16 protein-coding genes are annotated in these 15,371 nt (G+C 65.7%); 5 read left to right on the top strand and 11 right to left on the bottom strand.

All coding sequences use genetic code 11. The features are described from left to right. Nucleotides 1–3 precede the first annotated feature (3 nt). The gene (locus KHO49_RS19855; RefSeq protein ID WP_213665688.1) at nt 4–450 is read right to left on the bottom strand and encodes a GNAT family acetyltransferase; all 447 of its coding nucleotides are present in this window, start codon (nt 448–450) and stop codon (nt 4–6) included. Between the two features lie 53 nt (nt 451–503). Then, entirely contained in the window at nt 504–947 is a 444-nt protein-coding gene (locus KHO49_RS19850) for a hypothetical protein (RefSeq protein WP_102881868.1), read from the bottom strand. Nucleotides 948–1,438: 491 nt separating this feature from the next. Between KHO49_RS19850 and KHO49_RS19845 the strand changes: the two genes are divergently transcribed. Next, entirely contained in the window at nt 1,439–1,828 is a 390-nt protein-coding gene (locus KHO49_RS19845) for a hypothetical protein (protein WP_170004525.1), read from the top strand. Between the two features lie 143 nt (nt 1,829–1,971). Here the strand turns inward: KHO49_RS19845 and KHO49_RS19840 are convergent, their stop codons facing one another. Further along, nucleotides 1,972–3,123, bottom strand: coding sequence for an MFS transporter (locus KHO49_RS19840; RefSeq protein ID WP_102881866.1), 1,152 nt, complete (start codon nt 3,121–3,123; stop codon nt 1,972–1,974). Between the two features lie 347 nt (nt 3,124–3,470). Here KHO49_RS19840 and KHO49_RS19835 point away from each other — a divergent pair, with 347 nt between their 5' ends. Further along, complete coding sequence (locus KHO49_RS19835) at nt 3,471–3,941, top strand: Lrp/AsnC family transcriptional regulator (protein WP_102864614.1); 471 nt, start codon at nt 3,471–3,473, stop codon at nt 3,939–3,941. A gap of 3 nt (nt 3,942–3,944) precedes the next feature. Here the strand turns inward: KHO49_RS19835 and KHO49_RS19830 are convergent, their stop codons facing one another. After that, entirely contained in the window at nt 3,945–4,835 is an 891-nt protein-coding gene (locus KHO49_RS19830) for a LysR family transcriptional regulator (protein ID WP_213665687.1), read from the bottom strand. Nucleotides 4,836–4,933: 98 nt separating this feature from the next. On the opposite strand from KHO49_RS19830, the gene KHO49_RS19825 reads away from it, so the two are divergent. From KHO49_RS19825 to KHO49_RS19815, 3 genes are all read left to right on the top strand, one after another. Continuing rightward, complete coding sequence (locus KHO49_RS19825) at nt 4,934–5,932, top strand: cyclase family protein (protein ID WP_102881864.1); 999 nt, start codon at nt 4,934–4,936, stop codon at nt 5,930–5,932. A 121-nt stretch (nt 5,933–6,053) separates the two neighbouring features. Beyond that, nucleotides 6,054–7,049, top strand: coding sequence for a diaminopimelate epimerase (locus KHO49_RS19820; RefSeq protein ID WP_213665686.1), 996 nt, complete (start codon nt 6,054–6,056; stop codon nt 7,047–7,049). Between the two features lie 112 nt (nt 7,050–7,161). Continuing rightward, on the top strand, nt 7,162–7,821 hold the full coding sequence (locus tag KHO49_RS19815; protein ID WP_213665685.1) for a hypothetical protein: 660 nt from the start codon (nt 7,162–7,164) through the stop codon (nt 7,819–7,821). 12 nt (nt 7,822–7,833) lie between these two features. Here the strand turns inward: KHO49_RS19815 and codA are convergent, their stop codons facing one another. The 7 genes from codA to KHO49_RS19780 form a co-directional block, all read right to left on the bottom strand. Further along, the gene (codA, locus tag KHO49_RS19810) at nt 7,834–9,090 is read right to left on the bottom strand and encodes a cytosine deaminase (protein ID WP_213665684.1); all 1,257 of its coding nucleotides are present in this window, start codon (nt 9,088–9,090) and stop codon (nt 7,834–7,836) included. Nucleotides 9,091–9,261: 171 nt separating this feature from the next. Next, nucleotides 9,262–10,533, bottom strand: coding sequence for a cytosine permease (gene codB, locus KHO49_RS19805; protein WP_102881860.1), 1,272 nt, complete (start codon nt 10,531–10,533; stop codon nt 9,262–9,264). Between the two features lie 181 nt (nt 10,534–10,714). After that, on the bottom strand, nt 10,715–11,338 hold the full coding sequence (locus KHO49_RS19800; protein ID WP_213665683.1) for an NUDIX hydrolase: 624 nt from the start codon (nt 11,336–11,338) through the stop codon (nt 10,715–10,717). A gap of 101 nt (nt 11,339–11,439) precedes the next feature. Next, a complete protein-coding gene (locus KHO49_RS19795; protein ID WP_123394640.1) occupies nt 11,440–12,411 on the bottom strand; it encodes an oligopeptide/dipeptide ABC transporter ATP-binding protein in 972 nt (323 codons plus the stop codon). Continuing rightward, a complete protein-coding gene (locus tag KHO49_RS19790; RefSeq protein ID WP_110651309.1) occupies nt 12,408–13,403 on the bottom strand; it encodes an ABC transporter ATP-binding protein in 996 nt (331 codons plus the stop codon). Before KHO49_RS19790 ends, KHO49_RS19795 begins: the two co-directional genes overlap by 4 nt. Beyond that, nucleotides 13,400–14,299, bottom strand: coding sequence for a D,D-dipeptide ABC transporter permease (gene ddpC, locus KHO49_RS19785; protein WP_102881856.1), 900 nt, complete (start codon nt 14,297–14,299; stop codon nt 13,400–13,402). The genes KHO49_RS19790 and ddpC overlap by 4 nt, the downstream gene beginning before the upstream one ends. 1 nt (nt 14,300) lies before the next feature. Then, entirely contained in the window at nt 14,301–15,317 is a 1,017-nt protein-coding gene (locus tag KHO49_RS19780) for an ABC transporter permease (RefSeq protein WP_102881855.1), read from the bottom strand. Nucleotides 15,318–15,371: the final 54 nt, after the last annotated feature.

Here is a 15,371-nt window from a genome sequence, read left to right as displayed (position 1 = left end):
CCGTCAGCCGCTCCGGTGCTCGGGGAGGTTGGCGGTGATCACCTTGCCCATGCTGACCCGGGGTTCGACCTGGTAACCCAGCGCCTGGTAGAAGCCCTTAACCGCGGCGTTGCTGCTGAGGATCTGCAGGTTGATCTTCAGGCAGCCGCGGGCGCCCAGGGCCTGTTCGCCGTGGCGCACCAGGGCCCGGCCGGTGCCGAGCCTGCGCTGTTGCGGGTCTACCGCCAGGGAGTACAGCCAGCCGCGGTGGCCGTCGTAGCCGGCCATCAGGGTGCCTACGACCTGCCCTGAGGCCAGGGCGACGAAGAACAGCCCATCATCCACGGCGAGCTTGCGGTCGATGGCCAGCTCCGGGGAGTTGTGGGCGGTGGCGTAACCGAAGACCCGCTCCCACAGCTCGATCACGGACTGGCGGTGCTGGGTGTTGTCGTACTCGATCAGTTGGATCATGGCGTGGGCTCGGCAAGGGGGGGGCAGCGATGGGCGGTGGCGGCCGGCAGGTTTCAGTCCTGATGGCCGGGCCAGGTTTCGGTGGGAAAGTAGGCCTCCAGCCCGGGCTCCCGGTGGTCCACCCCGTCCTTGGTCCAGTAGCAAGACAAGCGCGAGTAGTTGTCCAGGTCACCGCGCACCAGGCAGGTGGCGGCGTGCCCCGGCCAGTTGAAACGCAAGACATCGGCCTCGGCCATGCGGGCACGTTCCACTTTGCCGATGGCGGTGGTGGTCTTGCCGTTGACGGTCTTGACCAGGGTCAGGGCCTGGTTCTCGTAGCGGATCTGCGCAGTGCCGGAGTAGGTCGGGCCGCCGTCCGGCTGTTTGCCGATCAACATGAACTGGCCGGGCACCATGCTGTAGTAGATGTGCGGTTCCTGGTCCTGCTTTGGCGCGGCCTGGGCCGCGAGGCTGGCCAGCAGCAGGCCGAGAAGGGGGGCGCGGGAGAACGGCGGCATCGGTGCTCACTCCTGTTGAGGCGGGGGGCCATGATTCCAGACTTGGCGTGGCAGATAAATGCCTGGGCGGTTAGCGATGTTCGGTAGGTGTTCCACGGTGCACGGCAAATGAGGCTTAGCGGCAAGCTTGGAGCTTGCGGCTGAGGCGGGCTTAAAGGTTGTTGGGGCGGGGTTTGGTCGCTTTCTTTTGTAAGGCAAATCCGAGAAACTGCGGGCCGCTTGAATGCGCCTGGTGGGCGGGCTAGGGTGCCTGGGCCATCGCCAAATCGATGGCTCGGATGTGCAAGTCCGAATTTTGCTAAGGCGTAGAAACGCTCAGCCATGCTTGGGCGTTTTTCATGTCCGCTGCGTTATGGCGGCCGTGCGCGGGAGATCTTCGGATCTGCCGGGTGTCCTAGCAAACTCGGTCTTGCACACCTGCGTACGGCTGCCACCCTTATTCGTGTGCAAGCGAACGGTGTCGGCTCCTATTCTTAGCTAGGAGTTTGACCATGAAAAAGATCGTTCCCGATCCACCGACTTCCTATCGCGATCCCCAGCTCAAGGCCGCCAATGCTTCGTTGCGTGAAGCGCTGCCCCGGCATCCATTGGACCCTGCGATGTTCCAGTTCAAGACCACGGCCCAGGCCGTTGCTCCCGACTCGCTGTTCAGCGTGCGCCCGGGGGTGGGCGTCGAGGAGGCGCTGGTGCATGTGGCGTTGCTGCTTAAATGCGCGGAGGAGGTCAGTGATGAAATCACCCGGCAGGGTAGTGGCCTGGAGACAGGGTTGATCTGGTCCATGGTGCATTCGGTGGAGATGGCGCGGGCGGTGGTGGAGGCGTTGCTCGATGGTGCTCCGAGAGATGCTGTTGGCCTAGGTTCTCCGGCGTTGTTGGAGTAGGGGTAGGTTGTTGATGGGGGGCTAGCTCGGCATCCATGCCGAGCTGCCCCCTGCGCAATGCCTGCACTCGGCCTCCTGAAGGGGCAGTAAGATCAAAAGCCACAGTCACAGCTGCAAGCCTCAAGCCGCAAGCTTGGAGCTTGCTAGAGCTTGAGCACTCTGCCGCTGGCGGCCACTGCCAAGAGCAGCACGGCGATGAGGCCGAAGGCCGCGCTCAGGCTGCTGCCATGGGCGATGAAGCCGATCACCGCCGGGCCGGCCAGGATGCCGGCATAACCCAGGGTGGTGATGGCTGGCACGGCGATGCTTTCGGGCATGACCTTCTGCTTGCCCACGGCGGTGTAGAGCACCGGCACGATGTTCGAGCAACCCGCGCCCACCAGGGCATAGCCCAGCAGCGCCGCTTCCCAGGCCGGGGCCAGGGTCGCCAGCAGCAGGCCGGCGGCCGCGGTACTGCCGCCGATGATGATCACCCGCCGGGCGCCCAGGCGGTGGACGATGGCATCGCCGGTCAGCCGGCCCAGGGTCATGGTCAGGGCGAAGGCGGCGTAACCGAGGCCGGCGTAGGCCGCATCCAGGTTGCGCTCGGCGCTGAGAAACACTGCGCTCCAGTCCAGCACCGCGCCTTCGGCGAGGAACACCACAAAGCACAGGCAGCCAATGAACAGCACCACACCGTGGGGCACGGCAAAGGCCGGGCCCGAACTCTGGCTGCCGTAGGGCAGCATGTGCGGCGCGGCCTTGAGCAGGGCCACCAGCATCAGGGCAATCACCACCAGGGTTGCCCCCAGAGGCGACAGGCCCAGGCCCAGCAGGGCGCTGACGCCGGCGGCGCCGACAATCCCGCCGAGGCTGAACAGCCCGTGGAAGCCCGACATCATGGTCTTGCCGCTGGCGCGCTCGACGATCACCGCTTGCAGGTTGACCGTGGAATCCACACCACCCAGGCCGGCACCGAACAGGAACAGCGCGGCCATCAGCAGCGGAATCGAGGTGAGGGTCGCCAGCAGCGGCAAGGCCAGGCAGATCAGCAAGGTGCCACCGGCCATCACCCGACGGCAGCCAAAGCGCCCGGCCAGGGCCCCGGCGATCGGCATCGCCAGGATCGAACCCACGCCCAGGCACAACAGCAGCAGGCCCAGGGTGCCTTCGTCGAGCCCGGCCCGGGCCTTGGCGTAGGGCACCAGCGGGGCCCAGGCGGCGATGCCGAAACCGGCGATGAAAAAGGCGATGCGCGTGGACATCTGTTCGAGGCGGCCGGGGGTGGCCTGCAGGTGAGTGTTGCTGGCAGTCATAAAAATCCTTGGCGGTCAGGTGCCAGCGAGGGGGCAACGCTGGCTGACCGGTTGTGCTGTCGCACCGATCCCTTGTTCGTGCAGCCTGGTATCGGTGGCGCCTTCAGAGGGCTTCGAGGGTGGCCGGGGGGATTGTGACAAAACTAACGGTTGAAGGTTGCAGAAAAACCCATCCGGGCCCATGAACGGAACATTCGTCGCCGCCTCGGCAATGCTTGAGGCATTCCACGGCCGCTGCTGTTGGCGGAAATATTAGTGCGCAGGGGGCGCATCTATTGCGCATAATCGGCGGCTTTTGCACAAAATCATTCCACTGTGCGCCGTTGTTTTCCGGAGTTGCGCCGTTCATGAACACCAGTCTCGATGCCTATGACCTGAAGCTGCTCGCCGAGCTGCAACGCGATGCCAGTACCGCACAGAGCGAACTGGGCCTGCGGGTCAACCTGTCCACGGCGGCGGTCAATCGGCGGCTCAAGCGCCTGATGGACGAGGGTGTGATCGAGCGCTACACCGCGCAAGTCGCCCCGGATGCCCTCGGCCATGAGCTGAGCATCATCGTCGAGGTGGAAGTGGAAAGTGAGCGCATCGACCAGATCGATGCGCTCAAGCGCAGCTTCCAGGCCTGCCCCCAGGTCCAGCAGTGCTACTACGTGGCCGGTGAATGCGATTTCGTGCTGATTTTCTGCGTGCGCAACATGGCCCAGTACACCCAGCTGACCCGTGAGCTGTTCTTTGGCAATGACAACGTCAAGCGCTTCAAGACCCTGGTGGCGATGAACCGGGTCAAGGTCGGGCTCCAGGTGCCCACCGACGGTTGAGGCTCAAGGGGTCTGCAGCGCCTCCACCAGAAAATCGATGAACACCCGGACTTTCTGTGACAGGTGGCGCTGGCTGGGATACAGCGCGTAGATCTGGCGGCTGGGCAGGCGTTGTTCCGGTAACACGCGCAGCAGTTGGCCGCTGTCCAGGAGCGGTTGGGCGACAAAGCCGGGCAGGGCGCCAATGCCCAGGCCGGCCACCAGCATGTCGCCGAGCAGCAGGCTGTTGTCCACGGCAAAGTGCACCGGCAGCTCCAGCCGGGTCTGGCCTTCCGGGCCCTCCAGTTGCCAGCGCCCGGGATGCTCCGCCAGCCGGTAGGCCAGGCAGCGGTGGCGATGCAGGTCGGCAATGGCGCTGGGCGTGCCCTGGGCCTGGAGGTAGGCCGGCGCGGCGCAGATCACCTGCTCAACCTGACCCAGGTGACGCGCGATCAAGGTCGAATCCTCCAGTTGCCGGCGAATCCGCAGGGACACGTCGAAGCCTTCGCCCACCACATCCAGCACCTGATCGTTGAGGGTCAGGTCCACCTGCAATTGCGGGTAGCGCTGCATGAAGGCCACCAGGATCGGCGACAGCACCTTGAGCCCGAAGGACAGCGGCGCATTGATCCGCAGGCGGCCACCGGGTTCGTGGCTGCCGGCCTGGGTGGCGCGCTCCAGGGCGTCCAGCTCATCCAGCAGGTGACAGCATTCATTGAAGTAACTCTGCCCGGCTTCCGAGAGGCTCATGCGTCGGGTGGTGCGCAGGATCAGCAGGCTGCCCAGGCGCTCTTCCAGTTGCCGCACCTGCTTGCTGACGGCGGCGGTGGATTGCCCGAGGTCGGCGGCGGCCTGGCTGAAGCTGGCCCGTTCCACCACCCGGCGAAAGGTGCGCATGGCCATCAGTACGTCCATATTGTTTCCCCTGGGTTGAATATCTATCCACGAATCGGCTGATTATCTCTGATTGATCCCTCAATACCATGGGCACTTCATTTCACAGGAGTGTTGTCATGGCTCATCACGCAATGTCGAAGATCCTTCCCGGGGTGCTCGCCCTGGCCCTTTTCAGCGGTGGTTGCAGTGCCGCCACTGCGGCCCGTGCCGAGGTGGGGATCAGCCCTTGGGGGCCCAAGGATGAGATCGGTCGCTTGAACCTGATCACCCCCGAGTCCCGGGCGGCGATCATGGCCCGGGTCAGCGGCGAGCAGGCCTACGACCTGGCCGTGGATTATTTTGTCGGCATGCCCAGCTGGCAGGCCGCTGGAGATCCGCCCTATCAGATGTGGATGACCCACACGCCCCACGGCAATGTGGTCGCCGATCCGATGCAGGTCGGCGAACCGATGAACCAGCACGTCAGTTACAGCGGTTCGGCGGTGTCGATGTACGCCCATATGGGCACCCATATCGACGCCCTCAACCACTTTGGCCTCAACGGCAAGATCTGGAACGGCTACCGCGCCGATCAGCATCTGGGGGATCGGGGCTGGAACGTCACCGGGGCGGAAAAACTGCCGCCGATCATTGCCCGCGGAGTGCTGATCGATGTGGCTGCGGCCAAGGGGCTGGAACAGCTGGCGGACAGCTACCGGGTGACCCGCGCCGACCTGCAACAGGCCCTGGCCAAACAGAAGGTGGCGCTGGAGAAGGGCGACGTGGTGCTGATCCGCACCGGGCGCATGCGTGACTACGACAATGCCCAGCGCTATATGGCCAACCCGCCGGGGCTGAGCCTGGATGCGGCGAAGTTCCTGGTGGAAGAGGGCGGCGCCATGGTGGTGGGGGCGGACAACCTCAGCTTTGAAACCTTCCCTTCCGAGGTCGAGGGCAATTACCTGCCGTTGCACACTTACCTGCTGGCGATGCAGGGCGCGCCGATCCTGGAGCTGGTGAACCTGGAAGGCTTGTCCCGGGACAAGGTCTATCAGTTCGCCTTTATCGGTGCCTCACTCAAACTGCGGGGTGCCGACGCGGCGCCGATCCGGCCCATGGCCTTGCCCATTCGCTAGCCTGGCGGATGGTTGTTCTTCAGCAGCGCGCGATGTCCAACCAGGTTGCTTAGTCCCCTCTGGTCGAGCCGCTGGATTGCCCGTAATGTCAGCGGCTCGGTTTTTTTCTGGAGGCGGTGTGATGGCGGCGTTCTACGATGCCCGGGGCAATATCTATGGCGTGGTGTCGCCCGAGGCGCTGCGCAGCCTGGGCATTGCCTTGCCCGACACGGCGGCGCAGGCGGCCCTGGAGCGGCGACGGTGGGCTGTGCAGGCCATCGCCGCGCTGTGTGACTGGGCGCCGGGAGCTCGGCCGCAAGGGGCCAAGGCTCATCGCTGTGACGGCTTGTTGGTGGGGCCGTTCCAGGCCGGTGCGCCTTTCGATCTGCTGATCGTCAATACCGACGGCACCCTGGCCGAGCGCAGCGGCAATGGCCTGACGATTTTTTCCCAAGCCCTCACCGAACAAGGGCTGATGGCGGTCGAAGGCGAGACGCTATTGCGGGTGCATCATGACCAGCCCGGTGGCGACTCGCCGGTGATCACGGCGGTGGAGCCGGCGCGGGTGGCGGGGGTGTCGGGGTTCTGGCTGGACCTCGGGCAGCCGAGCTTCGGACCTGAGGCGGTGGCAGCTGATGGGGTGCAAAGCCTGACCTTCAATGGCTGCCAACTGAGCCGGGTCGCGCCCTTGCAAGCGTTGAATGCTCAGTGGCAGCACAGCCAGTTCGTGCGTATCGGCAATCCCCATTGCGTGACCCTGGTGGAGGCGGCCGATGCGTTGCCGAGCAACCCGCAGATGCTCGAACCGCCGCTGTTCGAGGGCCTGACCCGTATCGCGTTCGCCCGGCCCATCGGCAACGGCGAGCCCTGCCCGGCCGGGGTCAACCTGCAATGGGCCATGCGCGCAGGTGAAGGGCGCATCGCGGCCCGGGTCTTCGAGCGTGGCGAAGGTCCCACCGCGTCGTCCGGCACCAGCGCCAGCGCTGTGGCTTGTGCGGCCTGGCGGGTGGGCTGGGTCCAGGCCGGACGGGTCGAAGTGCTGATGCCGGGCGGCACCGCGCCGTTGCTGTTGCAAGAGACCGATGGGGTGTTAACCCGGGTGAGCCTGTTTGGCACGGCGCGGGCCCTGGCTGACTGAGCAGGGCGCCGCCGTGGCGCTGGCCGGGTGCAAAACGGCTGGGGTTTATGTAGCGTGACGGCAGTCGTGGCCTATCTCCCGATACCGCCCGCATTCATGGAAGGGATTCGACATGCAAAAAGGAATGCCCCGCCGCGCCTTGCTCAAAGGCTCGGTTATGGCTCTGGGGGCTTTAGTCGCTGGCAGCCTTGGCGGTTGCCTGACCAGCCAGCTGTACGAAAGCCGCGCCAGCAATGAGGTCTATACGGAAACCGTCAGCCAGTTCTACATCACGGCGGACGCGCAGAGCTTTGTCATCCTGGGCAAGAAGTACCACTACTTCGTGATAGTCGATCCTGAGTTGCTCAAGGCCATCAAGTCGGACCTGCACGGAAAAATGCAGGCCGAGTTTTCGCAGATCCTCGTCAATGCGGGGCAGAACCTGGACGGTAAACTGCTCCTGAGAATTCCCGGGTTGGACCAGCTCGACGCCCAGCAGATCGAGGCAGCCAAGGCCTTGGGTTTCGTGGTGGCGAGGTCGCAGAACGCCCTGTTGCACCGCTATGCCATTCGCGGCAGCCGCTTTAAGTCCAAGCGGGATATCAGCGCCTATCAGGCCAACCCGTTGAACAGCACCTATACCTTGCAGTTCTCGGCGTACCGGGAGAAGAGCAAGGTCGGCCAGGTGCTGTTGACGCCGGTGACCCTCACCGCAGACGGGGTGTTGACGATCCTCGCCCTGCCGCTGTTGCCGGTGGCGTTCATGGCGGCCCAGCCGTTTCGGGTCAAGTAAGCGTCGCCACCGTCAGTCGCCGGCCAGTTGCACCTGGGCCATCTGCCGTTGCATCAGCACCTTGCCGTGGCGGATCGAATACAGCGCCAAGCCCTGGCTGCGGAGCATTTCGTAGTCGCTGTCGGCAGACAGGATCAGCAGGTTTGCCGGGCGACCTTCTTCAAGGCCGTAACCCTCGCCCAGGGCCAGGGCCTTGGCGCTGTTGTCGGTGACCAGGTCCAGGGCGCTTTGCAGGTTGCTGTAGCCGAGCATGTGGCAGATGTGCAGGCCGGCTTCGAGCACCCGCAGGATGTTGCCATTGCCCAGGGGATACCAGGGGTCGACGATCGAGTCCTGGCCGAAGCAGACGTTCATCCCGGCATCCAGCAGCTCCTTGACCCGGGTCACGCCGCGGCGTTTCGGGAAGCTGTCGAAGCGCCCCTGCAGGTGGATGCTTTCGGTGGGGCAGGAGACAAAGCTGATGCCGGAATGCCCCAGCAGGCGAAACAGCTTGGCGCAGTAGGCGTTGTCGTAGGAACCCATGGCGGTGGTGTGGCTGGCGCTGACCCGCGAGCCCATGCCGCGGCTGCGGGCTTCTTCGGCCAGCACTTCGAGAAAGCGCGAGTGCGGGTCGTCGGTTTCGTCGCAGTGCACGTCCACCAGGCAGCCTGTGCGTTCGGCCAGGTCCATGAGGAATTTCACCGAGCTCACGCCCTGGTCCCGGGTGTATTCGAAATGCGGAATGCCGCCCACCACATCGGCGCCCAGGCGGATGGCTTCTTCCATCAGCTCGCGACCGTTGCGGAACGATTCGATGCCCTCCTGGGGGAAGGCGACGATCTGCAGGTCGATCAGGTGCGCGCTTTGCTCGCGCACTTCCAGCATGGCCTTGAGGGCAGTGAGGTCCGGGTCGGTAACGTCGACGTGGGTGCGCACGTGCTGGATGCCGTGGGCCGCCAGGGCGCGGATGGTCTTGTGGGCGCGGGTGCGCGTGTCTTCGGCGGTGATGGTGGCCTTGCGTTCGCCCCAACACTCGATGCCTTCGAACAGGGTGCCGCTCATGTTCCAGCGCGGCTCGCCGGCGGTCAGGGTGGCGTCCAGGTGAATGTGTGGTTCGACGAAGGGCGGCACCACCAGATTGCCGCCGGCATCCAGGTGTTCGGGGCCGAAGGCCGGGACGGCGCCGGAGGTGTCGGCGCCTTGCAGGACAATGCGGGCGATGCGGCCGTTTTCCAGGTGCAGTTGGTACAGACCTTCACGGTGGCGCAGGCGGGCGTTGGTGATCAGCATCGGAGCAGTTCCTCGGGTCGGGCAATCAGTGGTTCAGCCGTCGGATCAGGGCAGGTCCTTGTCCCACGGTCGTTGGACGGCCCCCGGTCAGGCGTCAATGCGCGGTGCGGCAGGGGGCAGGGTGTTGCGTGACCGGGCCATGATAGACCCGGAAGGTGCCGGGTGAGCAAATCAGGCCTGGATGTCGGCGGCCTGGGGGGCGCGTGCGCCCAGCATCGCGCTCAACAGGATGTAGCTCAGGCCGGCAGCCGCGATGCCCACCAGCGGCGCGACCCAGGGCGAGCAGAAAGCCGCCAGGGTGCCCAGGCCATAGGCGCACAGCCCTGGCCAGTTCCAGGCCGGCAACTGGCTGTCGGCCAGGCGCGGGTAGCGGCCGCGCCAGCGATAGAAAAAGTCGGCCATGATCACCCCGCCAATCGGCGGAATCACCGTGCCCAGCAGCACCAGGTAGGGCACCAGCAAGTCGTACATGCCGAGCATCGCCAGTAGGGTGCCGATCAGTGCGCCCACCAGGGTCACGGTCTTGCGCCGCTGGGTGCGCAGCAGGTTGCAGCCGGCCACGGCGAAGTTGTAGATGGTGTTGTCCTGGGTGCTCCAGATGTTCAACAGCAGCATGGCCATGGCCGCCATGGCGAAGCCTTGCAGCAGCAAGACTTCCACCACGTCCGGCTGCTGGTAGACGATGGCGCCGTAGGCACCGATCAGCACCATCAGGCCGTTGCCGATGAAGAAACCGATCAGGCTGGCGCTCACCGCCACCCGCGCCGAGCGGGAGAAACGGGTCCAGTTGGTGGCCTGGGTCGCACCGCTGACAAAGGTGCCGAACACCAGGGTCAGGGCGGTGGACAGGTCCATGGTGGCGCTGGGGCTGAGGGCCAGCAGGCCGTCGAGACCGCCGACCTGAATGCTTGCCACTCCCATCGACAGTACCAGCAACAGGCCCATGGCCGGCACCGCGATCCACGACAGGATCTCCAGGCCGCGATAACCGACGTAGGCCGTGGCGCAAAAGGCCATGCCGAACAGCAGCATCAGCCCCAGCACCGCCCCCTGATCCAGCTGGAAATACTTGCCCAGCACCACCGCCGCGGTGGCGGTGCCCCAGGCGTACCAGCCCACCTGGGTCAGGCCGAGGATCAGGTCGCTGAGCTTGCTGCCCCGTTCACCAAAGCAGAAGCGCCCCATCAGCACCGTATTCAGCCCGCTCTTGAAGGCGATGTAGCCCAGGCTTGCGGCATAGACCCCGAGCAACAGATTACCCAGGACGATGACCGCCAGCAGGGTCGGGAAGTCGAACGCCACCCCCAGCTTGCCGCCGGCGAACATGGTGGCGGTGAAGAAGGTGAAGCCCAGCAGCACCATGGCCATGGAGGCCAGGCCCTTGCGGGCGTGCGCTGGAACTTCGCTCAAGGGGTAGTCGTTGCCGGGTTCGTGCTGGGTCATGGGCCTGTCCCTGGTCGGAGTGATAGCCGGTTGTTGCAGCCAGCGTGCCAAGCGGCCTGACAACCGGGGGCTGCCCGGCAGGTATAGACGATGACAGGTATTCAGCCACAGGTAAGCGCCGGCACCGGCACGAAAGCGGTGCAAGCGGCGTCATCTTGAGTCACGCCACGCGGGGTGCGGATCAGTCGAACATGACCTGGGTGGTCCGGCCCTGATGAAAATCGAAGGCTTCGTGGATATCCCGTTCCACGGTGCGGCCCTGGGACAGGGGCGGTAACTGGTCGGGGGCGAAGAAGCCGGCCTCGGTGGCTTCACTGCCGGCCAAAGGGGGCTGGGTTCCCTGGCGTTCACAGAGAAAGTACAGCTTGTAGAAGTCGCGGTGATCAGCCTTGTAGGGGCCCTTGGCCTTGTGCCGGACGCCGTACAAGGCGCGTACCGACACCTCAAGCCCGGCTTCTTCGTGGATTTCCTTGATCACGTTTTCGCTGGCCGACAGGCCGACATCGGCATAGCCACCGGGCAGGGCCCAGAGGCCGTCGTGCTGTTCGCGCACCAGGAGGATCTTGCCGTCCTCGATCAGCGCGCCGCGCACTTCCACCATCGGCGTCGAATAGCGTTGGGCAAAGTCCGAGACCAGATCGGTGATGCGCTCCAGAGGCACGTTGCCCAGCTGCGCCAGCATGCTGTGGGCGATGTCGGCGATTTCCTGGTAGCGCTCGCGGTCGTGCACGTCCTTACAGAAGTGCAGGCCGGTGGAGGCGATGGCTTGCAAGCGTTTGGCGTGGGTCAGCCAATGGCTTTCCATGGGTGGGGTTCCTGCAACGTCAGAGAGAAGGCGCTTGTTTTAAGCCCTTGGCGAGCAGGGGGCAAGCACCACGCCGCGGCCGGCGGCGTGGTGCGCTTGGATCACCCGGTGAGGTGTTGCAGATGGCAACGCACTTGCTGCGTCGCATCGCCCAGCAGCTGTTGCGGCTGTTCGCAGCCCGGACCGCGCCGGCTGCAGCGGTCGAAGAAGAAGCAGCCGGCGGGCAGCTTGCGGTTGCCCGGCAGTTCGGTGGGGGCCGAGACCTGGCTGTCCGCCAGGGGCGCGCCCAGGCGTGGCACCGCATCCAGCAGCAGTTGGGTGTAGGGATGGCGCGGTCGCTCCAGCACTTGCTCGGCGCTGCCCAGTTCGACGATCTGCCCCAGGTACATCACCGCCACCCGGTCGGCCATGTGTCGCACCACCGAAACGTTGTGGGATATCAGCACAAAGGTCAGGCCGCGGCTGCGTTGCAGGTCTGCCAGCAGGTTGAGGATCTGCGCCTGCACCGAGATGTCCAGGGCCGAGGTCGGTTCGTCGAGGACGATGATGTCCGGGTTCGACGCCAGGGCCCGGGCAATGGCGATGCGCTGGCGCTGGCCGCCGGAAAACTGGTGCGGGTAGCGCTCCAGGTATTCGCCGCGAATGCCCACCTGTTGCGCCACCTTGGCGGCGATCTCGCGCATCTGTGCGGCCGGGGTGGTGCCCAGGGCGAACAGCGGCTCGGTGATGATCTTCCAGATCGGCAGGCGCGGGTCGAGGGACGATTGCGGGTCCTGGAACACGATCTGCACGTGGCTGTGGCGCTCGCGGTCGCTGGCGTAGGCCCAGCGCAGGTCGCCGCTGCTGGGCTGGACCAGGCCCATGAGCAGTTGCGCCAGGGTGCTTTTACCGCAGCCGGACTCGCCGACGATGCCCAGGGTTTCCCCGGGGCGCAGTTCCAGGTCGATGCCGTTCAGCGCGTGGGCGAAGGCCCGGGGCCGGCCCAGCCAGTCATTGCTCAGGGGGAAGCGCACCTGTACGTCGTTGAGCCGCAGCAGCGGCGCGTTGCCAGTGTGGGATTGAGGGGCGGTCATTGGGCGGACTCCGGGGCGGCCAGCCAGCAGGCGCTCTTGCGCTGCTCGCCGGCGTTGATCGAATGCAGCGGTGGCCGTTGGGCACACACCGCCATGGCCTGCGGGCAGCGCTCGCGAAAGGTGCAGCCAGCGGGCAGGTGGGCGAGGTTCGGCACCTGCCCGGGAATGGTCAGCAGTGGCGCGCCGGGGGGCACCTGTTCCGGCAGGCCGCTGAGCAGGCCGCGGGTGTAGGGATGCTGCGGGTCGAGCATGACCTGGGCGGTGCTGCCTTGCTCCACCACGGCGCCGGTGTACATCACATAGACCCGGTCGCAGAACTGCGAGACCACCGCCATGTCGTGGGTGATCAACAGGATCGCGGTGCCCCGTTGCCGGGCCTTCTCGCGCAGCAACAGCAGCACCTGGCGCTGCACCGTGACGTCCAGGGCGGTGGTCGGCTCGTCGGCAATCAGCAGTTGCGGATCGCAGGAAAATGCCAGGGCGATCATCACCCGCTGGCGCATGCCGCCGGACAGCTCGAAGGGGTAGGCCTGGAGCACCTGCTCGGGGTCGGCGATGTGCATGTCCCGCAGCAGGGCGATGGCCTTGGCCCGGGCCTCGTCCTGACTCAGGCGCTGGTGATGGATGATCACGTCGAGCATCTGCCGGCCGATGCGCCGGGTCGGGTTGAGGGCGGTCATCGGTTCCTGGAAGATCATCGCCGCGTCGCGGCCACGGATCTGCAGCAGCTGTTTTTCCGGGGTGGTGAGCATGTCGCGGCCCAGCAGGCTGAGGCTGCCGGAGGTGATGCGGTAGCTGCGCTCGGGCAGCAGGCGCAGGCTGAGCATGGCGGTCACCGACTTGCCCGAACCGGACTCGCCGACCACGCCGACGATTTCCCCCGGGTTGACGTGCAGCGACACGCCGTTGAGGGCCTGCACGTTGCTGCGATAGGCGGGGAATTCCAGGCTCAGGTTGTCGATGTTGAGAACGGCGGATGAGCTCATGGTCATTTCCCCTGTTGCCGTGGATCGAGCAGGTCACGGATGCCGTCACCCAGCAGGTTGAAGCCGGTGGCGGTGAACAGGATCGCCAGCCCGGGAAAGGTCGAGTACCACCAGTTGTCGAGGATGAAGTTGCGCCCGGTGGCCACCATCGCCCCCCATTCGGCGGTGGGCTGTTGCGCCCCCAGGCCAATGAAGCCCAGGGCCGAGGCCATGAGGATGGCGCTGCCGATGTCCAGGCTCAGTTGCACCAGCAACGGCGGCATGGCGTTGCGCCCCACATGCCAGCTGACGATGTGCCAGCGCCCGGCGCCGTAGGTCTGGGCCGCCTTGACGTAGCCCATCTGGCGGATGCTCAGGGCCTGGCCCCGGGCCAGGCGCACGTAGAACGGAATGCGCACCAGGGTGATCGCCAGCATGGCGTTGAACAGGCTCGGGCCCAGGGCGGCGGCCAGGGCCATGATCAGCACCAGGGACGGCACCGAGAGCATGATGTCCATCAGGCGCATGATCAGGCTGTCGAAGCGCCCGCCGATGATTCCCGACAGGCAGCCCAGCAGGCCCCCGGCCAGGCACGAAGCGAAGGCCACAAACAGGCCCACGCCCACCGACTGGCGGCTGCCGTGGAGCACCCGGCTGAACAGGTCGCGGCCGACTTCGTCGGTGCCGAACCAGTGGGCGGCGCTGGGGGCGGCCAGGCGCTGGGCCAGGTTCAGGGCATTGGGATCATGGCTCGACAGCCAGGGGGCGAAGGCCATGCACAGCAGCACCAGCAGGGTCATGCACAGCCCGGCGATGGTCAGCGGGCTCTGCCGCACGCGGTAGCCCAGGTAGGCCAGGCGCGCGCGCCAGCCGCTGGCTTGGGCCGCAGGGACTGGCAGGGGAACGATCAAGGGAGCGGACATCTCAATTTACCTCGCCAATGCGCGGGTCGATCACCCGGTACAACAGGTCGATCGCCATGTTCAGCAGCACATAAATGAACGACACCAGGATGGCGAAGCCCATCACCGCCGGGAAATCCAGGGCCTGGATCGACTTCACCACGTAGGCGCCCATGCCCGGCCAGGCGAACACCGTCTCGGTCAGCACCGCGCCGTACAGCAGATCGCCCAGGGTCAGGCCGAGCACCGTCACCGAGGGGATCAGCGCATTGGGCAGGGCGTGGCGCAGGATCACCGCCCAGCGCGACAGGCCGTAGGCCCGGGCGGTGCGGATGTAGTCCTCGCCGAGCTGGTCGAGCATCGCCGAGCGGATCTGCCGTGCCACCACCCCGAGGTTGACGAAGCCCAGGGTCACCGCCGGCAGGATCAGGTGCTGCAGGGCATTGAGGAACAGCGGAATATCCCCGGCCAGCAGCGAGTCGATCAGGTAGAAGCCGCTGATGGTTGGCGGCGGCTCCAGGCCTTCGTCCAGGCGCCCGCTGCCGGGCAGCCAGCCCAGGTTGCCGTAGAACAGCAGGATCAGCCCCAAGCCCAGCCAGAACGCCGGGGTGGAAATCCCGGTGACCGCCAGGGTGCGGGCGATCTGGTCGATAAAGCGGTTGTGATAGACCGCCGACAACACCCCCAGCGGCACGCCCACCAGCACCGACAGCAGCAGCGCCGCCAGGGCCAGCTCCAGGGTGGCCGGGAAGAAGGTCTGCAGGTCCTCCAGCACCGGGCGGCTGGTGCGGATCGAGGTGCCCAGGTCGCCGTGCAGCAGGTCGAGCATGTAGCGCCCATATTGCTGGTACAGCGGCAGGTCCAGGCCCAGCTGGTGGCGGATGTTCTGCACGATGGCATCGCTGGCCCGGTCGCCGGCGATCAGCCGCGCCGGGTCACCGGGAATCAGGTGCGAGATGGTGAAGGTAATCAGCGAAACCCCGATCACGACCAGCAACAGGCCGAGCAGGCGTTTGCGCAACATATTCAGGAAGGCCATGAGGCAACCTCGTTAACGCTTGACGAACGGCAGGGGCAATAACGGCCCCGCAGC

The organism is Pseudomonas sp. RC4D1 (genome assembly GCF_018390395.1).
Taxonomy (GTDB): Bacteria; Pseudomonadota; Gammaproteobacteria; order Pseudomonadales; family Pseudomonadaceae; genus Aquipseudomonas; species Aquipseudomonas danubii.
The sequence above is the reverse complement of the archived record's forward strand: the minus strand, read 5'-3'. Positions and strand labels throughout refer to the sequence as shown.